The organism is Campylobacter sp. US33a, from assembly GCF_004378855.1.
GTDB lineage: Bacteria > Campylobacterota > Campylobacteria > Campylobacterales > Campylobacteraceae > Campylobacter_D.
In genome coordinates this window covers 15863-39799 of record NZ_RYYL01000014.1, presented here as the reverse complement: position 1 = coordinate 39799, position 23937 = coordinate 15863, and the positions used below count along the sequence as shown (strand labels likewise).

Here is a 23937-nt window from a genome sequence, read left to right as displayed (position 1 = left end):
ATAAAAATCACCAAAGTCATTATCTTTTACTTTATTTACTTTCATCTTTTTAAGTGCTTGTTTTTTAAAGGAAAAGAGTAAAAGAATTAAGAAAAGAGAAAAAAGATGAATGAAAGTATTTATGGAAGTTTAGAGTTTTATTCTAAAGAAACTCAAAGCACTCCTAGTGATAAAAGGGATTTAGGAGTATTTGGAGATGTTGCTCCTTATACTTTAGACCTTGCAGAAGGTTTTACTACTAAAGCTTTTGAAGGGATGAGCAATGAATAATTCTACTTTGCTTTGGAAAAGTAAGAGAAAAATTATTCCTTTTAGTTTGTTTTTTTGCTCTCTTTATTTTATATTAGCTTTTTTTCTGTGTTGGTTTTGTTGATTTGTTTTACTTAAAGAATCTTTGTGGTATAGTTTATTAGCTATATTTCTTACATTTTTTTATATTTCTGAATTGTATGAAACATTAAATTTTTAAATCTATAATTTTAACAGAGCAAGGATTAACATTAAAAATGCGGTGGTTTGATACGGAAATTTTCTATCCTTATGGAAGTTTTACTATAAAATCTATAACCATACAATTTATTAAATTTGATGAAACTATAAGTTTTTTATCAAATACTACTATTAAAAATTTTAAATTACTTAATGGTTTTGAATCTTTTGGTGGCTTTGAAAACAATCACACATTTAAAGAATTATGCGCCAAATATACACAAAAAGCTTTAGAAACTATGAATTTAGAAGAAAAAGTAAATCTTTATAAGCTTTATCAAGCAAATATAGAAATATTTTTTAATCAAGAAATAGATCACAATGTTTTTATTATTGATTTTCCCCCTTATATACAAGAGATTAAAACTTATTTAAAGGATAAAAATGAGCCAAACAAACAATAACACAGAAATCAAAGAGCAAGATACTCAAGATGAAATTATTTTTGAAGAAAAGAAATATATACCTGCATTTTTATTTTGCGGGATAATATACACTGGATTTTTGTGTTTTTTTCTTTATTGGCTCCCTAGGGCATTTGACAATACTAAGAATTTTAAATGGTTTGTGGTTTTTATTATATATCTTTATGTATTATATATAAGTCTTGTTTATAAAACAGTAAATTTTAAAAGAATTTATATCACAAAAGAAAAACTTGTGGTTGAATTCTATTTTAGGAATGATTTAATTTTTCCTTTAGGAACTTTTTTTGTGTATTCTTATAACCCATCGCGTGCTTTGGTGGGAGATATAGTTATACAAACTCTCAAAGGTAAAAGATACTACATTAAAAATCTTATCAAGCATGAAATAGAACTAAAAAATGATTTTTATGCAAAAGTTAATGCCATTATAAAGCCCCATGTAATGCCTTATTTGTTAAACTTAAGTGATAAGGAATTTGAAAAAATCATTTCATTTGTAACCGGTTTTCATAAAATTGATACCACTTTCCTTAAAGAAGCAATGGAACTCAGAAAAGAGAAAAAAGATGAATGAAATAAATACAATAATGTAAAAATGAAAAATTTAGATTTAAGATAGGACATTTTTGAGTTAAAAGGTAAATTAGAATTTCAATTTTTACACACTTGTATATTTAATCATTGCTGAATTAAATTTAATTTAGAATGATATTGTTTTATCATTCTAAATTTTTGATTAGGTTAAATAATATTCAATTTGATCTTTTTTAAGAATACGGATAAGATTGCTTGAACCTTCCACTCCTGTTGGGAATCCTGCAGTAAGGATATAGGTTTTATCTTTTTTGATTAACTGTGCTTCAACCCCTTTTTTAATAGTGTTTTTAAGCAATGAAGTTAAATCATTTTCTTTTTCTACTAAAATTAAAGGCATAACACCCCAAACTATGCTTAAAAAATTTAAAGTTTTTTCTGAATGTGCTGCGGCGATAATTGGAGCTTTTGGTCTATATCTTGACATTTTTATCGCTGATTTTCCACTGCTGGTTAATGCTATGATAGAATCAGTTTCTAAATCTCTTGCCAAATATGCACTTGATCGAGTAATGATATCAGTATCATCGTGATAGGAGAAATCGCTAAATTTATTATAAGGATATGATTTTTCGCTTTCGAGTATAGTTTTACTCATGATATCTACTGCATTAATTGGATCTATACCGATGGCGCTTTCTTCGCTTAACATAACCGCGTCAGTGCCGTCTAATACAGCATTAGCAACATCTGAAATTTCTGCTCTTGTGGCATTTTTTGTTTTTGCAAGAGAGAAAAGCATTTGAGTTGCGGTAATGACAGGCTTTCCTGCTTCGTTGGCCTTGTGAATGATTTGTTTTTGTATGGTTGGAACTCTATAGTAAGGCACTTCTATGCCTAAGTCTCCTCTGGCTACCATGATTCCATCACTGATTCTGATGATTTCATCTATATTTTCCACCGCATCAAATTTTTCTATCTTGGCAAAAATAGCTATTTTGGCTTTATGGGCATCTAAAATTTCTTTTACATCATTAATATCATGGGCGTTTTGCACGAAAGAAATGGCCAAAAAATCTACTTCATTTTTAATTCCCCATAACAAATCGTCTTTATCTTTTTGAGTAATGACATCAATATTAATTTTCGTATTTGGAAAATTTACTCCTTTATTAGAATTTAATACTCCGTCATTTTCTATTACAGTTTGAATAAATTCGTTATTGCTTTGTTTGACTTTTGCCCGTATGCTACCATCGTAAAGATAGATATATTCATCGTTTTTTAGAATGCTTAGAATTTCTGGATGATTAATGCTGATTTTATAGTGATTTTCGCTGATTTGCTCCCCAAGAATTTTTTGTTTATAAAAATCAAGCCTATCTCCTGTTTTTAATTCGAAAGGATTTTTGAGTTCATGAGTTCTTATTTTAGGACCACTGATATCTTGAAGTATACCAATTCGCACACCCAGTTCTTTTGAAGCTTTTTTAATGATATTGAGATTTTTTTTGTGATAATCGTGCGTTCCATGAGAAAAATTAAGTCGAAAAACATTAACACCTTTTAAAATCATTTCTTTAATAGTGCTGATGTCTTCGCTTGCAGGTCCAACGGTGGCAACAATTTTGGTTTTTTTCATTTATTTTTCTCCTTGAAAAATTTTTCAAAATTGTAGTATATTTTAGATACAAAAAAGATACAAAAATGTATCTTTTTTGAAATTTTTTAAAGTAGTTCAGTATTTAGCCTATCTTCGTCAAATCTTGCGCCCAAGTATTCACAAATAGCCTTAGTATCCCTTAAAGCATTGCCAAGACAGCTTGTTGCGCCTGGACTTGGAGTCATATTGAAAATGATGCCATCCACTTCATTAATACTTGCTTCTCCAAGCATTAATTCTCCGACTTTTTTATCAATTACTTGTGGGCGAACTCCACCAAATCCACTTGCATAGTAAATATCGCTTGTTTTTAAACTAGGAACAATTTTTCTTGCATCTTTAACAAATAATGCTTTATTGATAAATGGAAGTTCAAATAAATAATTATATAAGACATAATTTCTGATGGTTGGATCTTTAAACATATTAAGAGTTATTTTTGCTACAACTTTATCAAATTTTAAGGTTTCGAAAAATTCGGGAACTGATTTGAGTCCTTTGTATCTCTCGAGCTTTGGTATGACAAGTGCAGTTGGACCAAAACGAGTATTCATATCAGCCAATAAATCAGGATCTCCATGCAAGGCAGCAAAAGGTAGTTTTGGATTTTGCACCATATAAACTTTACCATTAAGAATTTTTTGTTTTGTAAGGTAAAAACTTCCTGCAACTGGCCAACAAGACTTATCAAGCCCTACACCCATTCTATGAGCTAGGAATAAAGAATGTGCGCCAGCATTTACAACCACAGCTTTTGCAGTGTATTCTTTATAATCAGTCGTGTAAATGTGGAAAACATCATCTTTTTTTTCTATTTTTGTTACCTCTTTATTGAATTCCACTAAAGTATTTTTGCCTTGTAATTGACCTTGTTCAATCAAACTTTGGCTCATTTTGCCATAATCAACAGTTGTAAAAACCTCTCCTTGTTCCACCCCCATTGCCACAATATTTTCTTTCCTATCGTTAATGCCATCTGCACCTAAGGCAACTTTTGGTTCTATTTCTTTAATTTTAGTTTTGTCAAAGAATTTTATATAAGGATAGAGTTCTTTAAATTCTTCATATCTTTGTTTCATATATTCACACTCTATATCTCCAACGCCTAATGCCATTTTTTGATGAGAGAACATAAATTTATTTTGTGCATTTTGCATTAAGCCGTATTTAACAATCATATCCGCTGTTTTTTTAACTTTTTTTGCTTTTTCGAGTGTATAATTTGTTTCTATATCTCCACAATGTATAGTTTGGGAGTTGCTTGTTCCTTTACTATTAAGAGTAGCTGGAGCATTATATTTTTCTAAAATAGCTATATTTTTAATATCTGTATATCTTGCAAGTTCAAAAAATAAAGCTGCACCTGAAATTCCAGCACCTATTACCACCACATCATAATGTTGTTGATTCATAATTTTTCCTTTTCCTAATGCTTTCAAATATTAACTTTTGAAACATAAAAAATTGTAATTTAATTTATTTTACAAAATAATAAAACAAGGTATAGAATAACAATAATGAGAATTTTTGTAACATTAAAAATAAGAGTGTAATTGCGGGTTTTCCTTTATTACTTTTTGCATACCTCTAAAAATGAGTAATTTGTCATAAATTGCATGTTCGAAAAAATTTGCCAGAAATTGCCCATCTCCACCTGTGAAATAAAGTTTTTCGTTTTTTGCTGCGTCTTTAATGCTTAAATGAATGCTTTTAAACACACCATAACTTAAAGCATCGATAGTGCGTTGAGGGAAAGCATCAAGGCTTAATTGAGTGTTAAATTCGCATTTTAAGCGAGGTGATATATGTGCAAAAATTTTTTTATAATTAGCAATACCAGGTAAAATAAAACCACCAAGATGAACGGAATTTGACATAATATCTACCGTGATCGCGCTACCAGCATCAACAACAACACCATCTTTAATTGTATAACAAGCTGCGATTCTATCGATACCTAAGCCTTGATAAATAGTATCAAATTTGAAATAAGGCTCTAAATTGATAAAGTTATTTTTTGCATTTAGAAAATCTTTTAAGCTTTCATTGACATTAATATAAAAAAAGTTTTTTTCATCATCTTTATGATTTAAAAATTGTTGTACGCTTATGGTAGAGTATTTATAACCATCTAAAAAATTTGCATTAGAATTTCCTACATCACATAAAATCATAAAATTAAAAATCCTTCATTAATGAGATAATTTTTTGCTTTGGAGCATAAGGGTGCATTGGTATGCAAGATTAAAATCTTTTCTTCAGAAGATAAAATTTTTTCACTTAGTTCTTTTAAATTTAAGGCATCTTTGAGTAAAAATCTTGTTTTGCCTGTGTATTGAAATATTAAATGATTTTGGGTAGTGTGACAAATTAAATTTTTTTTTCGTGTAAGCTTGCTTAAATCAAAGATCTGCAAAAAAAGTTTATGTTTTTGCAGATAGTCGTTAAAATTACTCATTTTAAATTTAGAATTTTATTAGAATAAAATAATTTGTCATTTCCAATAAAGCTTTTTTGATCCACTAAATTATCTATCTTATAAACTTCTATGTTTTCTAAATTTAAATCACTTTTAATCAAAAAGCCTGTTTTTTCAAAAACATAAAGCATATCATTATAAATCGTATTTTTGATAAAGATAGCAAATTGAAATTTTTTCTCTGTAATTTTTCTAAGATTGAAGTCTGTTTTTATAATTGTTCCATCTTTTGTAAATATAAAGACATTTTGTCCAGATACGGCAATATCCTTGATATCTTCATTTAAATATAAGGTTCGATTTGGTGAAACAACGATCACTTTTTTGGAGGTTGCGGCTATCATTTTATCATCAATAATATCAAGATAAATAACATTATTAAAGAAATTTTCAGTTCCAACAACAACATCTCGCACAATACGCAAATCATTGCGATTAAATATAATTAATTTTCCATCTAAAGTAGGATAGATGATAATACCACCTAAGAAATAAGGAGCAGCGACGCGGTTATCTTGTGCTGATGCCACAGAAAGTGTGGTGCTAAATTTGATACCTAAACTGCGATTTGCTAAAACTATGCTATTGTCAGCAAGTATTAAGGCAAGTTCATCTCCTTCTGAATCAACTCCTAAAACAGCTGCATCAAATTTATAAGAATATACTTCTTCATTATTGCTGATGATTTTTAAATTCCCATCATTATCTGCTATAAAAAATTCATTATCTTTAATTTTTAAAAGAATGTAACCTTTTTGGATTTTGAAATCTTTAATCAAGCCTTCTTTGCTAATGACTCTACCATCGGCTAATTTTGCAGAGTGAAGATTCCAATCTATAATGTTTGCGTTTAAACTTTCATTATAGTTTATATCACCTTGAATTTTTTCAGGATTATAATATTGTCTTTTAGTGCCACAGGCACTAAGTAAGAATAAACATAAAATTGTTAAAATTATTTTTTTCATTTTTGACCTTGATAATGTTTTAAATTATTTGCCAATTGTCCAATTTGGGAATTGGGATCAATTTGAGAAAAAATCACTTGTGCTTCTTTGATTTTATTTTGTTCAAGTAAAGAATAGGCGAGAAGTAATTTTTTATATTCTTTTAGTAAGATAGAATCTTTATTAAGTTCTAAATCTACGATACTTTTCAACAAGGGATCTAGTTTTAAGTTTTCTAATTCTTGAAGATTTGATGAATTTTGACTTAATAAATAAATGGCATATAAATTAGCGTTTTTATCTTTTAGAGAGTTTAATTTTTCTTGATTGTTAGGATCTTTTATCAAGGATATATAAAGTTCATTACTTGTTTTAATATTATTTTCTTTAACTAAATTTATTATAAAACTTATAATAAACCAAAGCAATAAGGTAATAATAAGAGCCAAAAAATAATATTTATATTTTCTTATAAATCTTTCGCCTTTGATGAAATTTCCAATCATCTGTTCTTGAGCATTTAACTCTGATTTTATTGTGTTTAAATCATCTTTTAAAGCCAAATTTTATCCTTAAATATGAATTATAAAGCGTAATTGTAGCATATAAAGTTATTAAATATGTTAAATTTTGAAGTAAATTTGTGATATAATCATTGTTTTAATTTTATAGCAAGGGTAAATATGCAAATAGATGATGCTTTATTGGTTAAATTAGAAAAATTAAGTGCTTTAAAAATTACTGATGAAAAAAGAGAAGAGTTAAAAAAACAATTGGGTGAAATTCTGAATTTTGTTGAAAATTTAAATGAACTTGATTTGAGCCACAGTGAGGTTGTGGTAAGTGCTTTATCAGGCGGTACTCCTTTTAGGATGGATGAGGTGAAAATGAGTCAAGTAATTGATCCTTTGATGCAATGTGCACCAAAAGTACAAGATGGCTTTTTTATTGTTCCAAAAATTATAGAATGATTAAGGTGAAAAATAATGAATAATTTTTATTGGTTTGATATTTTTATATTTGGCTTAACTTTGCTTTTGGGGTTTAAAGGAATTGTTAATGGTTTAGTTAAAGAAGTTTTCGGGCTTGCAGGTATTATCGGTGGGGTTTTGATTGCATCACGATTTGCGCAAGAAGTTGGAAATTTAATACAAACTTATATTTATAATATTAACAATGAAGATCTTAGTGCTTTTGCTGGATTTTTATGTGTTTTATTTGTATTTTGGGTATTTTGTTTAATTTGTGGCAATTTGCTTTCAAAATTAATTAAAATGAGTGGTTTGGGCTTTGTAGATAGATTAGGTGGTTTTATTTTTGGGAGTTTTAAGGTTTTTTTGATTTTTGCTATTTTAATTTTTTGTATAGGACGCGTAGGATTTTTAAATACATATTTAGAAAAATATGCTCAAGGTAGCTATTCTTTGCCTTTGCTTAAAAATATGGGTGCATTTATTATGAATTCATCTATAACTCAAGAAAATATACCAATGCTTGAAGAATCTACTGATTTAGAATCAACACAAACTCAAGGAGATATATAATGTTAATTGAAAACATAGAATATGATGTTTTATTAGAAAGATTTAAGAAAATTTTACGACAAGGTGGTCTTAAATACACTAAACAAAGAGAAGTCTTACTTAAAACCTTATATCATAGCGATACGCATTATACGCCAGAAAGTTTGTATATGGAAATTAAAAAAGTAGAGCCCGAATTGAATTTAGGAATTGCTACGGTTTATAGAACTTTAAATTTACTCGAAGAAGCCGAAATGGTTACTTCTATATCTTTTGGTTCTGCGGGTAAAAAATTTGAACTTGCTAATAAGCCTCATCATGATCATATGATATGTAAAAACTGTGGTTTGATTGTGGAATTTGAAAATCCAATTATAGAAAGACAGCAAGGCTTGATAGCTAAAGAACATAATTTTAAGCTTACAGGTCATTTAATGCAACTTTATGGAATTTGTGGTGCTTGCAATCAAAAATCAAAGGTAAAAATCTAATGTTTGATAATATTTTAGAACAGCAACGAATAGAAAAGGCTAATGAATTAAAAAATGCAGGTATTAACCCTTATCCGCATTTTTTAAAAAAAGAGATGTTTTTATTAGATTTTAAAAACAAATTTGCCTATGTAATGGATAATGAGAATAAGCGCGATGAGAGTGTTTTTGCGGTGGTAGCAGGACGCTTGAAACTTTTAAGGATTGCAGGAAAGTCTATTTTTGCAAATATAGAAGATGAAAGTGCGAATTTACAGATTTATTTTAGTAAAGACAGTATAGGCGAAGAGCTTTATAGCCTTTTAAAAAAGAATTTAGAAGTTGGAGATATTGTTTTAGTTAGAGGCTTTCCTTTTGTAACAAAGACTGGAGAATTTAGTCTTCATGCCAGTGAAGTAAAGCTTGCTACAAAAGCAATTGTTCCTTTGCCTGAAAAATATCACGGACTTACGGACATAGAACAAAGATACCGCAAGCGTTATGTAGATATGATTATGAATTCTGAAGTGAGAAAAGATTTTTTTGTTCGTTCAAAAGTAGTAAGCTTAATCCGCCATTTTTTTGAGGATAAAGGTTTTTTAGAGGTTGAGACTCCTATGATGCATCCTATTGCTGGAGGGGCAAATGCTAAGCCTTTTGTAACTTTTCATAATTCTTTAGGAGTGGAAAGGTTTTTAAGAATTGCACCAGAGCTTTATTTAAAGCGACTTGTTGTGGGTGGCTTTGAGGCAGTTTTTGAAATCAATCGTTGTTTTAGAAATGAGGGAATGGATCTTACGCATAATCCGGAATTTACGACGATTGAATTTTACTGGGCCTATCATAATTATCAAGATTTAATGGATCTTACTGAAGAGCTTTTTGCTTTGCTTTTAGAAAAGTTAAATTTAGGAAAAATTATAGAATTTGATGGACAAAAAATTGACTTTTCAAAGGCATTTGAAAGAATTAGCTATAAAGATGCGCTGAAAAAATATGGCGGATTGAGTGATGAAATCATAGAAAATAAAGACAAAATTTTAGCAAAATTAAAAACAGATGGTTTTGAAGCAAACGAAAAACTTGATTTGGGGCATTTGCAAGCTGAACTTTTTGATAATTATGTAGAGAGTAAATTGATTAATCCAACTTTTATTACAGATTTTCCAATTTCCATAAGTCCGCTTTCCCGCCGTAGTGATGAAAATCCAGAAATTGCAGAAAGATTTGAACTTTTTGTATGCGGAAGAGAATTGGCAAATGGCTTTAATGAGCTAAATGATCCGCTTGATCAGTATGAGAGGTTTTTAAAACAAATTGAAGCAAAAAATGCAGGTGATGAAGAGGCTTGCGAAATGGATGAAGATTTTGTTAATGCTTTGGGTTATGCTATGCCTCCAACAGCAGGGCAGGGTATAGGCATTGATAGACTTGTAATGCTTTTAACCAATAAAAAATCTATTCGCGATGTGATTTTATTTCCGGCAATGCGTCCATTGAAATCAGAATTAAAGGAGATTAAAGAATGAGTTTAGAACAATTTGACAAAGAAATATTTGATTTAACCAACCAAGAATTAGTGCGTCAGTGCGAAGGTCTTGAAATGATAGCAAGTGAAAATTTTACTTTGCCAGAGGTAATGGAAGTAATGGGAAGCGTGCTTACAAATAAGTACGCTGAAGGCTATCCAGGTAAAAGATATTATGGTGGTTGTGAGATTGTAGATGAAATAGAAAATTTGGCTATTGAAAGATGCAAAAAACTTTTTAATTGTAATTTTGCAAATGTGCAGCCAAATTCAGGTTCTCAAGCCAATCAAGGCGTATATGCTGCTCTTTTAAATCCAGGAGATAGAATTTTAGGTATGGATTTAAGCCATGGTGGGCATTTAACTCATGGTGCAAAGGTGAGTTCATCGGGAAAAATGTATGAAAGCTTTTTTTATGGTGTGGAACTTGATGGGCGTATTAATTATGAAAAAGTAAGAGAGGTTGCGCGTATAGTTAAGCCAAAGCTTATTGTTTGCGGCGCTAGTGCTTATGCTAGAGTGATTGATTTTGCTAAATTTAGAGAAATTGCTGATGAAGTGGGTGCTTATTTGTTTGCCGATGTTGCACATATTGCAGGTCTTGTTGTAGCAGGCGAGCATCCAAGTCCATTTCCACATGCTCATGTGGTAAGTTCAACTACACATAAAACCTTGCGCGGTCCAAGGGGTGGTATTATTATGACTAACGACGAAGAGTTGGCTAAAAAGATTAATTCTGCGATTTTCCCTGGAATTCAAGGCGGACCTTTGATGCATGTTATTGCTGCAAAAGCAGTAGGATTTAAGTTTAACTTAAGCGATGAATGGAAAGTTTATGCTAAACAAGTAAGAGCCAATGCACAAACTTTAGCTAAAGTTTTAATGGATAGAAAATACAAACTTGTCAGTGATGGAACGGATAATCATTTGGTTTTGATGAGCTTTTTAGATCGTGAATTCAGCGGAAAAGACGCTGATTTAGCCCTTGGAAATGCTGGAATTACAGCAAATAAAAATACCGTACCAGGAGAAACTCGAAGTCCTTTTGTTACAAGCGGTTTAAGACTCGGAACTCCAGCACTTACAGCAAGAGGTTTTAAAGAAAATGAAATTCAAATTGTTGCAAACTATATAGCAGATATTTTAGATGATATTGCTAATGTAAATTTGCAAAAAGATATTAAAGAAAAACTTAAAATTCTTGCAAGTAATTTTATGATTTATTCAAAGGCTATGTTTTGATTACAAATGTTGATTTATCTTTAATTAAGATGATTAATAATCATTATTTTATAAAAAGAGATAAGATTATTAGAAAATTTGAATATAGAGGTCGTTATTTTTTTGATAAATTTGAAAGAATTAATGCGCCTTTGTTACCAAACCTTATTCGCGATCATCTTGATAAGAAAATTATCATTGCCCACGATTTAATTACGGCTGATGATAAGGTTGAAAATATAGTTTTTGATTATAATGGTTTTAACACCGAGAGATTTTGGCATAGAGCTCAATTGATTTTGCGAGAAGAGGGCTTTATTAATTTTACAGCCTATAAAACAAAAACCCCAGGACATTTGCATCTTTATATTCATAAAGGTCATACTTCTTTACATGAGGGTTATCAATTGGCACAAAAATTATCCATTATGTTTGCCAAAAAGATGATGTCTACAGAGTGGAGGGTTTTTCCTACCATGGATTTACCAAAAGAGTATAATATTTTAGCATTGCCTTATGAAGTATATCAAAAAGAAAGAGGTACTTCTTGGTCAAAACATATGTAAAAAAAAGGATAAATGATGGAAGAAAAAAATGAATTTGATGATATTATCCTAGATAAGGGTAACAAGAATGAAAAAATTAAAAAAATTTTATTAAGAACTATTATTCTTGTAATTTTGTTTTTAGTGGTGTTAATTGTTATGAGGTTGATTAATAATGATAATACCAAAGAGAATTCTATTGTGCCAACTGAGCCTATTGTTAATGAAAATAACGAGACAAACAATGGCTTTGAAAATATGCCTATTATAGAATCCAATATAAAAGAAGATGAATTTGAAGCTTTAAAAAAACAAATTCAAGAAGATAACAATGAAAGCATTGTAGATGTAAATGAAAGTTTGGCTTTGCCAGAGTCTAATAACACGCAGATAATTCCTGTTGCGCCACAGACTCAAGAGCCACAAATTCAAGAAAAACCTAAGCCTTCTGTGGAAACATCTAAAAAGGAAACTCCAAAAGCACCTAAAAAAGAAGTGAAAACAGAAGTGAAAAAACAACAAAGCACAAATGATTTGTTTAAAAATATTTCCACTGTATCTTCCGAGTTACCAGCAGGAACTTATATACAAATTTTTTCAGTTTCTAATCCTGATTCAAAATCCAAAGAATTGGCTTTGATTAAGAAAAATGGTTATGAGTATAAATTTTATAAAACAAATGTAAAAGGTAAAGAAATTACAAAAGTGCTTGTTGGGCCATTTTCTAAAGATACTATTAATAAGGAAATGAGTAAAATTAGAGCCAATATTAACAAAGATGCCTTTGTTTTTTCGGTTAAATAAATGAAATTTTTTGCCGTTTTTGGCGATCCCATTATTCATTCAAAATCTCCAAGAATTCATAATAATGCCATTAAAACTTTAAATCTTAATGGCATTTACACGCGTTATCATCTTCAAGATAAAAATCAATTGAAAACTAAATTGTTTGATTTAAAATTGGATGGTGCAAATATTACTGTGCCTTTTAAGGAGCAAGCTTTACAAATAGCCGATTTTAAAGATGATTTAGCTTTAAATATAGGTTCGGCCAACACCTTACTTATAAAAGAGAATAAAATTTATGCTTATAATACCGATGCACTAGGTTTTATGGAAGCGATAAAGAATTTTAAAAATATAAAAAAGGTTTTGATTCTGGGAGCTGGGGGTACAGCGAAGGCGCTTGCTTATATATTAAGAAAATCAGGTATGGAGCTTGTTGTAGCAAATCGCAGCAAGGCTAGATTGGAAGATTTTTGGGCTTATCAAAATTGTACTTATGATGAGCTTGAAGACTTTAATTTTGATTTAATTGTGAATTCAACTTCAGCGGGTTTAAAAGATGAATATTTGCCTTGTGATGAAAAATTACTTTTAAAGCTTTTTAAGCATTCTTCTTATGCTTTTGATGTGATTTATGGAAAAAAAACTTCTTTTTTAAAGCTTTGTGAGCAAAATGAAGTTGTTGCTAAAGATGGCTTAGATATGCTTTTATGGCAGGGAGTTTTTGCTTTTGAACTTTTTTTTGATATTAATAATAAAAGAGAGAAACTTAAAAAAGCAATGCAAGAAGCCTTGGTTTTAAGTTAAGACTTAAACCAAGATTTTATTTTATCAAAAATTCCTTCTTGCTCTTGATATAGTCCATTTTTAATCCCAAAACTTTCGCTAAGTTTTTCAAGCAATTCTTTTTGTTCATCATTAAGACTGGTTGGAAAAGTAATGGAAATTTGTACAATTTGTCTGCCTAGTTTTTTAGTTTTGATATTCTTTACCCCTTCATTTTCAAGAGCAAATCTTTGTCCATCTTTTGCACCAATTGGCAAATTTAAAATTGCTTCGCCTCGAATGGTCGGCACTTTTATGCTTTGTCCAAGAGCTGCTTGTGTGAAAAATACAGGAAATTCTATATAAATATCATCTTCATCACGTACAAAGGTATCATCATCCAAAACAAAAACTTGAACGAATAAATCACCTCTTGTTCCATTTTTAAGTATATTAGCTTTATTTTCTACTCTTAAATTCATACCGTTATCAATGCCTTCTGGGATATTAAGTTCGAAATTATCTTTTATTTCTTCATAACCTAAACCATAGCAAGATGGACATTTTTCTTTAATACTTTTGCCTTCGCCGTGGCAATTTGGACAAGTTTGTGCAAAAGTAATAAATCCTTGCTGAATTCCCACTTGTCCTCTACCATGACATTTTGGACAAACCTCTGTTTTGCCGTCTTTTGCACCACTTCCATTACAAGTTTTGCAAGAATTTTTATAACTAAAATTTATAGTTTTTTTGCAGCCAAAAACTGCCTCTTTAAAAGAAATTTGAATTTGAACTTTTAAATCAGCATTGTATTTATCTTCACTGCGATGTCTTTTTTTAGAATTGCTACCAAATCCTCCACCAAAAAAACTTGAAAATATATCTCCTAAATCTCCAAAATCCGAAAAACCACCTCCGCCAAATCCTCCAGATTTTAATCCTTCTTTACCATATCTATCATAAATTTCTCTTTTTTCATCATTGCTTAAGACTTCGTAAGCTTCATTAATGAGTTTGAATTTATCTTCAGCTTCTTTATCCCCTTGATTTCTATCGGGATGATATTTTAAAGCCAATTTTCTATAGGCTTTTTTAATGGTATCCTTATCGGCATTTTGAGTGATTTCTAAAATTTCATAATAACTTATTTCCACGATTTGTTTTCCTTTTGTTGTAATTAAAATCATAAAATAAAAAATGTTATTTTATCAAAGAAATTAAGAAATATAATCATAAATTAGTTATCGTTTTTTTTTTTTTGTTATAATAGCTTATCTGGAAAAATAAATTTTAAGGGGAAACTATGACAAATGTATTAATGATTGAAGATGATTTAGAATTTGCAAATTTACTTTCTGAATATTTGATACGCTTTAATATAAAGGTTACAAACTACAATGATCCGAGTAAGTTAAATGATATTTTTTTGAAAGATTATGAGTGTTTAATTTTGGATCTTACTTTACCAAATATCGATGGACTTGAAATTTGTAGAACTATAAGACAAAAAAGTGATATACCTATTATTATTTCTTCAGCTAGAGGGGATTTGAGTGATAAAATTGTTGGTTTGCAACTAGGTGCAGATGATTATCTTCCAAAACCTTATGATCCAAAAGAAATGTATGCTAGAATCATGAGTCTTATCCGTCGTTCAAGAAAGAATAATATCCAAGAAAACAGTAGTACTGCAATAAATTCATCATTCAAGATCAATGATAGAAAGCATGAAATTACACATCATGATAGTGTTTTAACTCTAACTCCAGCTGAATATGAAATTTTAGAATATTTAATCAAGCAGCATGGATATTCGGTATCAAGAGAGCAATTGGTTCAAAATTGTAGAAGCTTAAAAGATAAAGATTCTAAAAGCCTTGATGTAATTATAGGTCGTTTGAGAGTAAAAATTGGAGATAATTCCAAATCTCCAAAACATATTTTTTCAGTTAGAGGAATTGGCTATAAGTTGATAGGATGAAAAGTTGTTCCATATATACCAAGGTAACATTTTTATTTGTTGTTACCTTTTTTATAGCTTGTCTTTTATTTTTTATTTTAATTCATCTAGCGATTCAAACTTATCAACAAACTGAAATTTCTAGACAAAGAGATGTTATCCATTATTTAAATGCTCATGTAAATCAAGATTTTAATGATATGGAATTTCAGCATTTTTTATCTACACGCGGATTTCGCGTATTGAAAAATCAAGATAATATTGCACATATTGTTGAAAATGGCGAAATGCTTTTTCAGGTTAGCGATAATAAAGATCTTGTTTTTTCATCTATCTGGTTAGATAATAGGCTTTATCTCGATATAGGTTTTGATAAAAATAATATGATATTAGAACCAAAGGTTGGTAATAAAATCTATAATTTTTTATTATTTGCTTTTTTATTTTATTTTTGTTTAACCGCATTTTTATATTTTTCTGTTTTAAATTCTTTAACTCCTTTAAAGAAGTTAAAAAATCAAATTGCTAAGACTGCTCAAAATCAAGAATTTACTTTAGATGGGTATGAAGATAATGAAATAGGTCAGATTGCTGTTGAATTTAATAATGTCATGCAAAAAAATCAAGAGTTAGTGCATTCAAGAAAATTATTTATGCGAACCATTATGCATGAGTTAAAAACTCCTATTGGCAAGGGTATGATTATTGCTGAAATGAGTGAAGATAAATATAAACAGCGTTTAATTGCAATTTTTGGGAAGCTTGATTTATTAATTAGCGAAGCTGGAAAAATGGAATCTTTATTATCTGGCAATACTGTGCTTTTGAAAAATCAATACACATTCAGTGAAATTCTTACTCAAGCTAAAGATTTTTTACTTTTAGATGATTTTGATAAAATGGTAAAAGTTGAAATTTACGAAGATGCTGTATTGTATGTTAATTTAGAGGTTTTTTCTTTAGTTTTGAAAAATTTAATTGATAATGCACTAAAGTATTCTTATAATCATACATGCGAAGTGCAAAGTTATAAAGATTATTTTGTTGTAAAAAATAAAGGCGAAAAATTAAAATATCCTATAGGTCATTATCTTCAAGCTTTTACTAGAGGTGAAAACGATAAAGGGATAGAAGGAATGGGACTTGGGCTTTATATTGTTGCAAGAATATGTCAAATTTTCGATTTTGTTTTTGCCTATGACTATGTAGATGAATTTCATTGTTTTAAAGTTTTATTTAATAATGTAAATACAAAAGAGAAAAAATCGCTTATGGCGGGGGGGGGGAATTAGATTAAAATGATCAAAGGCTTAGAGAAATTTGATGAATTAGTTAAAAGTTTTGCTTCCCTTCCAACCATAGGAAAAAAAACTGCAGTGCGTTTAGCGTATTTTATTTGCATGAATGATCATTTATTAGGAATGAAACTTGCACATAATATAGAAAATGCCTTGCGTTTTATTAAGCCTTGTATAAAATGTGGCGGACTTAGTGAAAATGAGCTTTGTGAAATTTGTAGCAATGAATCAAGAGATAGAAATTTTATCTGTATTGTAGAAAGCCCTAAAGATATACTTATTTTGGAAGAAAGTGATAGCTATAAAGGGCTTTATTTTGTTTTAGAAGATCTAAGTGAAGAAAAAATTGAAAAATTGCGTGAAATGATACTTGAATTTCAAAGTCAAGAATTGATTTTTGCATTAACTCACAGTATAAATTCTGATGCTTTAATTTTTTTTGTAGAAGATAAATTAAGGGATTTGAATTTAAAATTCAGTAAAATTGCACAAGGGATTCCAAGCGGTGTACATTTGGAAAATGTCGATTTTATATCTTTGCATCGAGCTATAAATTTTAGGACTTATATTGATTGATATATTTTTTAAGTAAAGAAATTAAATCATTCTTATTAATATCTTCATCTAGAATTTCACTGATAAAATCGCAATCCTTCAATAGTTCCCTATCTTTATGTTTGATAAAGATAATGGTATGTGCTTGTGGATATTGTTTTTTGTAGTGGTTAAGTAAAAATTTTACGCTTTCTAAGTCATATTTAATTACCTCAAAGTCAAGCATGATGAGTCTAAACATTGTTTTTTCTAAAGCGTGTTTTAAACCTGAAAGTGAGTTTATGACTTGATTTTTTGCATAGCATTTATCAATAATATTAAAAAATAGTTCATTTTCAAATTTATTTTGCTTAAAAATTAAAACATTGCTTATACATTCATTTACTTGTGGAGTAAAATCACCATCTTTTAATAATTGTTCCAATATAGGCTTTAGATTTTCTTTGTGTATTGGTAAGCTTAAGTAATTATTGGTTTTTTCTCTAGAATCTTTCCCAAATAAAATCACATTTTTAAGTTCATAGTATTCTTTTTTATACAGATAATCTTTAATGAAAGTTAAATGATAGGTACTTGCTTCTGGCGTAAAGTTATGAAAACTCATACTTTTAATGCCAAATTGAGATAAAAGATTCTGAAGTAAAAAATTTTCTAGCTCGTCATCATTGATGATAACCGCATTGGCATTATAATAAGGTAATTTATCCAAAGAAGAAAGTGGTTTTTGATAATTACTGGTTTTGCCTAAGGTAAATTTGATTTGTTCTTTTTGTTCTTTTATGGTTTTTATGATAGTATCAATGAGAGTCTGTGAATGTTGATGATCTATGTAGTAAATTGCATTTGCTAAATTTTCTAAATTATATAAGATTTCTTCAAGACTTAAGGTATAAATTTGTTTTTCATTAAGAAGTTTTTGATGCTTTTTTAACAAAATATCGCAAGATTCTTCAAGTTTATGGAGATTTTGATTTAGATTTTGTTCTTCTTTGTGAATAGAAAAAAGATCTAAGATATTAAAGATTTTTTGTAGGGTATTTTTGTTTTGTTTTTTTTCTTTATTTCTGAAAATAAAAATGCCAAAAGTAAGCAAAATAATGCTTGATAAAAAAACAAAATACATTTGTTCCTTGAAATTTTGTAATAAAATTTCATAATTAATACCCATAATTAATAAAAAAGCACTACAAAACAAAATCAAAAACAATAGATAATTCATTGAATTCCCTTTATTTTTTTAGCAATATCAAGTCTTACTATGCTTGAAAGTTCTTCTAAGCTCGCTTTATGAATTGTATCAAAATTACCAAAAAAATTTAATAATTTTTGAATATTTCCTTCACTGATGCCAAGATTTTTTAGTTTTGAGCTTTGCAAATCTTGCTTTTTCTTTACATTTTGATGAAAGCTGATTGCAAAACGATGGGCTTCGTCGCGTAATTTTTGTAAAAATTGTAATTTTTTATCCATAGGCGAAAGTTTAAATTCGCCTTTAAAAGAGTGAATTTTATCTTTAGCGTTGCCTTTAGCGCGGTGAGCTTTTGCGTCAATTTTTTCTTTTGAAATTGCTAAAACATCAACATTTGCCCCACTGCTTTGTATGATTTCTCTAGCCAAATCAAGCAAAACCTTTCCGCCATCAATAAGCCATAAATCAGGAGGTGATATTTTATCAAAATCTTTGGCGCGTCTTGTTAATGTCTCTTGCATTTGTTCAAAATCATTGTTAGTATGAAGATGGAAATGTCTATAAGATTTTTTATCAAAATTTTCAAATTTGTAACTTATCATTCCAGCCACGCAAGCTCTTCCTTGCATATGAGAATTATCAAAAACCTCTATAGAATTTGGAAAATTTTCTAACTCAAAATAATCTTTTAATTCCTGCAATAAAGCATAATTCGAATTTTTACAAAAAAGCTTAATGTTCATACAAGCATTTTTATACGCTAGATCGCAAATTTTTCTTTTTTCTCCTATCTTTGGGCTTTTGATGCTGATTTTTTTGCCAAACCTTTGTGTCAATAAATCTTGTAAAAGTTTTAAATCTTCAAATTCCTCATAAACATAAATTTGCTCAGAGCTTAAAGGAGAATCGGTACTAAAATGCTCTAAGATGAGTTGTTGATAAATTTGGTTTTTATCAAAAGAATTGGCATCTTTTAATGCTATTGTTTTGTGATTTGTGCCTATTACTTTACCTTCTTGGATAACAAAGTGTAAGCTTGCAAGAGTATTTGACTCAAAAGCGACTGCAAAAACATCAAAATTTTCAAGTTTAGCAATATCGATATGGATTTTCGTATCTAAATCTTTTATTGTTTGAATTTGATCCCTTATTTTTGCAGCTTCTTCGTAATTTTCATGTTCGGCGTAATCCAACATCTTTTTTTCTAAATTTTTGATTAAAATACTAGGATTTAACAAAGCTTGCGTGGCTTGATTGATGATTTGTTTATATTCTTCTTTTGAAATTTTATTTTCACAAGGGGCATGGCAACGCTTAATTTGATGAAAAATACAAGCTTGCTTACAACTCTTTTTTTGCTTTAGGGTAAAATTAAGATATAGTGCATCTAAGAGTTCTTTTGCACCTTTAAAAAATGGGCCAAAATATTTAATTTTTGATTTTTTAATGATTTTTCTAGTGATTTCAAAACGCGGAAAATCTTCATTAAAATCAATGTAAATATAAGGATAAGTTTTATCATCTCTTAGCAAAATATTGTATTTTGGATGCAGTTGTTTAATAAGGGAATTTTCTAAAATCAAAGCATCAGCTTCAGAATCTGTATTGATAAATTCTAAGTGTTTTGCCTCGCTGATCATTTTTTGAATTCTGAGTGAATTTCTAGGATTGGCTTCGAGTCTTGGAGAAAAAATAAAATAACTTCGTATGCGATTTTTTAAATTTTTTGCCTTTCCTACATAAAGGAGCTTTCCTTGTGCGTCAAAATACTGATAAATTCCGCTATTTTGAGGTAAATTTTTTAGTTCTTGTTCGAGCATTTTTGTATGGCTTTTCTTAAATTTTCAAATTTTTGAAACAAAATAGGGTTCTCGCAGTGATTAACGAAAAGACCATTTGAAAGTTCTAAGTACGTATTTTGTTTTATTGGACTGGTTATTTTAGGTTCTGAAAGATAACGCCTAGAAAAGACTTTAATTTCTTCAATTTGTTCAAAAGGACTTAAAGGATTTTCTTTTGCGTAAATTTTTATAAGAAATTTAATACTTTTTTTGGTATTATCGTGATTTAATTCTTGGTAGCCACTTGGATTTTTTGTGATGATTGTCAAAAGTGTGTTTTTGATAAAAATTTTTTCAATCAAATTTTGATGTGCTGGACTCATCAATTTTAAAAAATCTTGGCAATAAAATAAATTTTTTAAAGGCTTGTAGTGATTATGAGAAATCATTTGTTTTATAATGGCGGAAGAATGATAAAGTTTGCTTTGTGTTTTCATAGGGTAATTTTAGCATTTTTTTTATTAATTTTTCTGAGTGCTTGTGGTTATAAAGGAGATCCTTTTTATGAGATTAAGGATGATAATGGTAGCGTGAAGGAAATTAAAGAATATAAACAAATCAATCGTTGGTAAAAGAAAGGAAAAAATGAAAAAAGCAGATATTTTAGTTTTGGATTTTGGTTCGCAATATACACAGCTGATTGCAAGAAGATTAAGAGAGCAAGGCGTTTATGCTGAAATTTTGCCTTTTAATGTGAGTTTGGCCGATATTAAGGCGAAAGAGCCAAAAGGGCTTATTTTAAGTGGTGGACCAGCAAGTGTTTATGCTACCGATGCTTATTTTTGTGATAAAGGGGTTTTTGAATTAAATATTCCGATTTTGGGAATTTGTTATGGTATGCAACTTATGGCACATCAGTTTGGAGCAAATGTTGCCCCAGCAGGACACAAAGAATATGGTAAAGCGAGTATTGATATAAAAAAAGACAGTGATTTGTTTAAAAATTTACCAAAAAAACAAATTGTCTGGATGAGTCATTCCGATAAAGTAGAAAATTTACCACAAGGATTTGAAGTTTTAGCTACTAGCGAAAATAGTCCATTTTGTGTTTTTGGCGATGAAAAACGCAAATTTTTTGCTTTGCAATTTCATCCAGAAGTACAACATAGCGAGTTTGGAAAGAGTATATTAAAAAATTTTGCTAAGTATGCTTGTAATTGTGAAAGTATTTGGAATATGGGATCTTTTGCTAAAACTCAAGCAGAAAAAATTCGCGAAGAAGTAGGAAGCGATAAAGTTCTTTGTGCTGTGAGTGGTGGAGTGGATAGTAGTGTGGTTGCAGCACTTTTGGCTAGTGCAATTAAAGAACAAGTTATAGTTGTTTTTGTGGATAATGGGCTTTTAAGAAGTGGCGAAAGAGAACAAGTAGAATATATGTTTAAAAATACTTTAGGGATTGATCTTATAAGTATTGATGCGAGTGAAATTTTCTTAAGTCGTTTGGCGGGAATTACTGATCCTGAACAAAAACGCAAAATTATAGGCAATACTTTCATAGAAGTTTTTGAAGAAGAGGCAAAAAAACACAAAGATGTGAAGTATTTAGCTCAAGGTACTCTTTATACAGATATCATAGAAAGTTCTGTTATTGGGGCGGGTAAAACTATCAAAAGTCATCATAATGTAGGGGGATTACCTGAAAAGATGAATTTAAAACTTATAGAGCCGTTAAAAGAAATTTTTAAAGATGAGGTTAGAGCTTTAGGACTTGAGTTAGGGCTTAGCAAAGAGGTTGTGTATCGTCATCCTTTTCCAGGTCCAGGACTTGCTATACGCATTATGGGAGAAGTTAATCGTCCAAGCCTTGATTTGTTGCGTAAAGCGGATGTGATTTTGCTTGAAGAGCTAAGAAGTACCGGATGGTATGATAAAACTTGGCAAGCATTTTGTGTGCTTTTAAATGTAAAAAGTGTTGGAGTTATGGGTGATAATCGCACCTATGATAATGCCATTTGTATACGCATTGTAGATGCAAGTGATGGAATGACAGCTACTTTTTCGCATTTACCTTATGAAATTTTGGAAAATATTTCTCGTCGTATTATAAATGAAGTTGAAGGCATTAATCGTGTGGTGTATGATATTTCAAGTAAACCACCAGCAACGATAGAATGGGAATAAAAAGTAACATTGTGCGAAAATAAGTTTTAAAATTTAACAAGTTAAATAGAATAAAACCGATACTTTAGTAAAGTATTTGCTAAAATTAGGTATTTTAAGGAGTGATATGCACGGTAAAATAATGGTTTATATGGATTCTACGGGCAGAGGAACTGTTATGAATCTTGCAAAAACTTTTTTTGATTTTAATCGTCAAATTTGGCATGATAAAAGAAGTATGCCAAGTGCGGGTATGTTTGTGGAATTTCACTCTGATGGTAAGAGAATTACAGGGATTCGTCCTTCTAAATTTCAGGATTTTAAAGAAGGAAGTTTTATAACAGAGCAAGATTTTTGGCGTAGCGATAATGATGATGAATTAGAAGATTTGCAAAGTTCAAGACGCAGTGCTTATATTACACAACTTTATAGAAGCACAGATTATGACAATATCGAAGAAGTACCTTTGAATTTTTCTGTAGCACAAGCTATACAGAATTATTTTTCAGGCGAGATACTTTCTGTTGAGGCTTTAAAAGCTAATCTTGATAATGAGAAGGAAATTCCTTGTATTTTGGATTATTTGATTATTAAGCGTTTTTTAAATAAGGTATTCGATACCCTTATTTTTATGGATAATTCTATTGATCAATCTCAATTTGCTGCTTTAAAAAGTATTATGATGCATCTTGAAAATTCTTACAATGATATGAAAGATAAACAAAAAGTTATTAATATTTCAAAAATTTTTAATGAAATTTTTTTATCTTTGCAGTGCCATTATCAAGCTTTGGTTTCTACTATAGATACAAGAAAAAATCGTTTAAATGCTGTAGAACATCAAGTAAAAACTTTAAGATTAGAGCTTAATTTAAAAAAAACGAATAGTGCTGATGAGGCAAAAATTCAGGCCAAACAAGAAAAAATAGAGAAATTAAATGAGGAAGTTGAATATTATAAAAAATCTATAGAAAAATTAGAGGCTTTAAGGGAAAATTTTTATAAAAAAAATTACACTGTTTTTGAAAATGCTTTTAAAATTTCAAGAGAAAAACTTTTTTCTAAGATTGTTAGTGGTTTAAATCTTTGTGCAACGATGATGGATATTAAAATTTGGCAATTGTCCCTAAAATCTTCAGGTGTTAAAAATTCGTATTTTAATCGTAGCAATATGGAAAATTCTTTTTGTGCTTTGTCTTTTGCGGAGCATTATTTGAGTCGTTTAAATAAATCTTCTTTAAATCCTATTGATCAAAAACTTTATACTTATATTCAAAAAATTACCCAAGAACATAGAAAAAATTTTTTGGTAGTGAGTAATGATTTGGATTTACTATGCAAGATTAAGATTCAAATTTTTACTTTAAACCCTTATTTTATTGTTAAGCACGCTCCTAAAAAAGTTAATTATCAATCTTTGATGAGGGATAATAGCTTTGATGTTGTGTATATTGACGAAAAGACAGTTTGGGAAAGTGCTGCGGATATTATTTTGGAAGGCAAACATTTTGATAAACAAGGTAAAACGAAATTTAAACTTATTTAAATTTTGATGAATTATGGATAATATATAGCATAATTTTAAGCTAAATTTGTTATAATCCTTGTCGCCTAAA

At 29.5% G+C, this 23937-nt stretch carries 27 protein-coding genes; 17 read left to right on the top strand and 10 right to left on the bottom strand.

Translation table 11 applies throughout. From position 1 onward, the window contains the following. Nucleotides 1-105 precede the first annotated feature (105 nt). The 3 genes from ELQ16_RS10070 (at nt 106) to ELQ16_RS09080 (ending at nt 1491) form a co-directional block, all read left to right on the top strand. Nucleotides 106-270 carry a hypothetical protein gene (locus ELQ16_RS10070; protein ID WP_166739683.1) on the top strand — a complete coding sequence of 55 codons (165 nt, stop codon included), beginning with the start codon at nt 106-108 and terminating at the stop codon, nt 268-270. Between the two features lie 236 nt (nt 271-506). Next, nucleotides 507-893 carry a hypothetical protein gene (locus tag ELQ16_RS09085; RefSeq protein WP_134239254.1) on the top strand — a complete coding sequence of 129 codons (387 nt, stop codon included), beginning with the start codon at nt 507-509 and terminating at the stop codon, nt 891-893. Beyond that, nucleotides 874-1491 carry a hypothetical protein gene (locus ELQ16_RS09080; protein ID WP_134239252.1) on the top strand — a complete coding sequence of 206 codons (618 nt, stop codon included), beginning with the start codon at nt 874-876 and terminating at the stop codon, nt 1489-1491. Before ELQ16_RS09085 ends, ELQ16_RS09080 begins: the two co-directional genes overlap by 20 nt. Nucleotides 1492-1653: 162 nt before the next feature. On the opposite strand, the gene pyk is transcribed toward ELQ16_RS09080, so the two are convergent. The 6 genes from pyk to ELQ16_RS09050 form a co-directional block, all read right to left on the bottom strand. Then, nucleotides 1654-3093 carry a pyruvate kinase gene (pyk, locus tag ELQ16_RS09075; RefSeq protein WP_134239250.1) on the bottom strand — a complete coding sequence of 480 codons (1440 nt, stop codon included), beginning with the start codon at nt 3091-3093 and terminating at the stop codon, nt 1654-1656. Between the two features lie 86 nt (nt 3094-3179). Continuing rightward, a complete protein-coding gene (locus tag ELQ16_RS09070) occupies nt 3180-4526 on the bottom strand; it encodes an FAD-dependent oxidoreductase (protein ID WP_134239249.1) in 1347 nt (448 codons plus the stop codon). A gap of 123 nt (nt 4527-4649) precedes the next feature. Next, nucleotides 4650-5288, bottom strand: coding sequence for a type III pantothenate kinase (locus ELQ16_RS09065; protein WP_134239247.1), 639 nt, complete (start codon nt 5286-5288; stop codon nt 4650-4652). After that, on the bottom strand, nt 5285-5572 hold the full coding sequence (locus ELQ16_RS10350; protein WP_243832623.1) for a tram-like protein: 288 nt from the start codon (nt 5570-5572) through the stop codon (nt 5285-5287). The genes ELQ16_RS09065 and ELQ16_RS10350 overlap by 4 nt, the downstream gene beginning before the upstream one ends. Further along, nucleotides 5569-6561: a hypothetical protein gene (locus tag ELQ16_RS09055; RefSeq protein ID WP_134239246.1), complete on the bottom strand. Its 993-nt coding sequence runs from the start codon at nt 6559-6561 to the stop codon at nt 5569-5571. Before ELQ16_RS09055 ends, ELQ16_RS10350 begins: the two co-directional genes overlap by 4 nt. Further along, nucleotides 6558-7103: a hypothetical protein gene (locus ELQ16_RS09050; RefSeq protein WP_134239244.1), complete on the bottom strand. Its 546-nt coding sequence runs from the start codon at nt 7101-7103 to the stop codon at nt 6558-6560. Before ELQ16_RS09050 ends, ELQ16_RS09055 begins: the two co-directional genes overlap by 4 nt. Before the next feature lie 120 nt (nt 7104-7223). Between ELQ16_RS09050 and gatC the strand changes: the two genes are divergently transcribed. Genes gatC through ELQ16_RS09010 form a run of 8 tightly spaced genes read left to right on the top strand, consistent with a single transcriptional unit; the run spans nt 7224 to nt 13420 of the window. Beyond that, nucleotides 7224-7511, top strand: a complete 288-nt coding sequence (gene gatC / locus ELQ16_RS09045; protein ID WP_134239242.1) for an Asp-tRNA(Asn)/Glu-tRNA(Gln) amidotransferase subunit GatC — start codon at nt 7224-7226, stop codon at nt 7509-7511. Between the two features lie 15 nt (nt 7512-7526). Continuing rightward, nucleotides 7527-8084 carry a CvpA family protein gene (locus ELQ16_RS09040; protein WP_134239241.1) on the top strand — a complete coding sequence of 186 codons (558 nt, stop codon included), beginning with the start codon at nt 7527-7529 and terminating at the stop codon, nt 8082-8084. Beyond that, nucleotides 8084-8554 carry a Fur family transcriptional regulator gene (locus ELQ16_RS09035; protein ID WP_134239239.1) on the top strand — a complete coding sequence of 157 codons (471 nt, stop codon included), beginning with the start codon at nt 8084-8086 and terminating at the stop codon, nt 8552-8554. Before ELQ16_RS09040 ends, ELQ16_RS09035 begins: the two co-directional genes overlap by 1 nt. Next, nucleotides 8554-10062 carry a lysine--tRNA ligase gene (gene lysS, locus ELQ16_RS09030; protein ID WP_134239237.1) on the top strand — a complete coding sequence of 503 codons (1509 nt, stop codon included), beginning with the start codon at nt 8554-8556 and terminating at the stop codon, nt 10060-10062. Before ELQ16_RS09035 ends, lysS begins: the two co-directional genes overlap by 1 nt. Next, on the top strand, nt 10059-11303 hold the full coding sequence (locus ELQ16_RS09025) for a serine hydroxymethyltransferase (RefSeq protein ID WP_134239235.1): 1245 nt from the start codon (nt 10059-10061) through the stop codon (nt 11301-11303). Before lysS ends, ELQ16_RS09025 begins: the two co-directional genes overlap by 4 nt. Beyond that, entirely contained in the window at nt 11303-11848 is a 546-nt protein-coding gene (locus tag ELQ16_RS09020) for a DUF1882 domain-containing protein (RefSeq protein ID WP_407919971.1), read from the top strand. The genes ELQ16_RS09025 and ELQ16_RS09020 overlap by 1 nt, the downstream gene beginning before the upstream one ends. 15 nt (nt 11849-11863) lie before the next feature. Next, the gene (locus ELQ16_RS09015; protein ID WP_407919970.1) at nt 11864-12631 is read left to right on the top strand and encodes an SPOR domain-containing protein; all 768 of its coding nucleotides are present in this window, start codon (nt 11864-11866) and stop codon (nt 12629-12631) included. Continuing rightward, nucleotides 12632-13420: a shikimate dehydrogenase gene (locus ELQ16_RS09010; RefSeq protein ID WP_134239230.1), complete on the top strand. Its 789-nt coding sequence runs from the start codon at nt 12632-12634 to the stop codon at nt 13418-13420. It abuts the gene before it with no gap. On the opposite strand, the gene dnaJ is transcribed toward ELQ16_RS09010, so the two are convergent. Continuing rightward, a complete protein-coding gene (gene dnaJ, locus ELQ16_RS09005; protein WP_134239228.1) occupies nt 13417-14532 on the bottom strand; it encodes a molecular chaperone DnaJ in 1116 nt (371 codons plus the stop codon). The genes ELQ16_RS09010 and dnaJ overlap by 4 nt on opposite strands. Before the next feature lie 149 nt (nt 14533-14681). On the opposite strand from dnaJ, the gene ELQ16_RS09000 reads away from it, so the two are divergent. Genes ELQ16_RS09000 through recR form a run of 3 tightly spaced genes read left to right on the top strand, consistent with a single transcriptional unit; the run spans nt 14682 to nt 17212 of the window. Continuing rightward, nucleotides 14682-15359 (top strand): response regulator transcription factor, encoded by a 678-nt coding sequence (locus ELQ16_RS09000; RefSeq protein WP_134239227.1) that lies wholly within the window; start codon nt 14682-14684, stop codon nt 15357-15359. Next, nucleotides 15356-16630, top strand: a complete 1275-nt coding sequence (locus tag ELQ16_RS08995) for an ArsS family sensor histidine kinase (RefSeq protein ID WP_134239226.1) — start codon at nt 15356-15358, stop codon at nt 16628-16630. The genes ELQ16_RS09000 and ELQ16_RS08995 overlap by 4 nt, the downstream gene beginning before the upstream one ends. Before the next feature lie 6 nt (nt 16631-16636). Further along, a complete protein-coding gene (gene recR / locus ELQ16_RS08990; protein ID WP_134239224.1) occupies nt 16637-17212 on the top strand; it encodes a recombination mediator RecR in 576 nt (191 codons plus the stop codon). On the opposite strand, the gene ELQ16_RS08985 is transcribed toward recR, so the two are convergent. Genes ELQ16_RS08985 through ELQ16_RS08975 form a run of 3 tightly spaced genes read right to left on the bottom strand, consistent with a single transcriptional unit; the run spans nt 17193 to nt 20544 of the window. Next, the gene (locus ELQ16_RS08985; RefSeq protein WP_134239222.1) at nt 17193-18410 is read right to left on the bottom strand and encodes a hypothetical protein; all 1218 of its coding nucleotides are present in this window, start codon (nt 18408-18410) and stop codon (nt 17193-17195) included. The genes recR and ELQ16_RS08985 overlap by 20 nt on opposite strands. Continuing rightward, nucleotides 18407-20200, bottom strand: a complete 1794-nt coding sequence (gene uvrC, locus ELQ16_RS08980) for an excinuclease ABC subunit UvrC (RefSeq protein ID WP_134239221.1) — start codon at nt 20198-20200, stop codon at nt 18407-18409. Before uvrC ends, ELQ16_RS08985 begins: the two co-directional genes overlap by 4 nt. Continuing rightward, the gene (locus ELQ16_RS08975) at nt 20182-20544 is read right to left on the bottom strand and encodes a hypothetical protein (RefSeq protein ID WP_243832622.1); all 363 of its coding nucleotides are present in this window, start codon (nt 20542-20544) and stop codon (nt 20182-20184) included. The genes uvrC and ELQ16_RS08975 overlap by 19 nt, the downstream gene beginning before the upstream one ends. Before the next feature lie 54 nt (nt 20545-20598). On the opposite strand from ELQ16_RS08975, the gene ELQ16_RS10065 reads away from it, so the two are divergent. The 3 genes from ELQ16_RS10065 (at nt 20599) to ELQ16_RS08965 (ending at nt 23867) form a co-directional block, all read left to right on the top strand. Next, nucleotides 20599-20793 carry a lipoprotein gene (locus tag ELQ16_RS10065; RefSeq protein WP_243832624.1) on the top strand — a complete coding sequence of 65 codons (195 nt, stop codon included), beginning with the start codon at nt 20599-20601 and terminating at the stop codon, nt 20791-20793. Nucleotides 20794-20806: 13 nt separating this feature from the next. Next, on the top strand, nt 20807-22342 hold the full coding sequence (gene guaA / locus ELQ16_RS08970) for a glutamine-hydrolyzing GMP synthase (RefSeq protein WP_134239217.1): 1536 nt from the start codon (nt 20807-20809) through the stop codon (nt 22340-22342). 106 nt (nt 22343-22448) lie between these two features. Then, the gene (locus ELQ16_RS08965) at nt 22449-23867 is read left to right on the top strand and encodes a hypothetical protein (protein WP_134239216.1); all 1419 of its coding nucleotides are present in this window, start codon (nt 22449-22451) and stop codon (nt 23865-23867) included. The last annotated feature ends 70 nt before the right edge of the window (nt 23868-23937 follow it).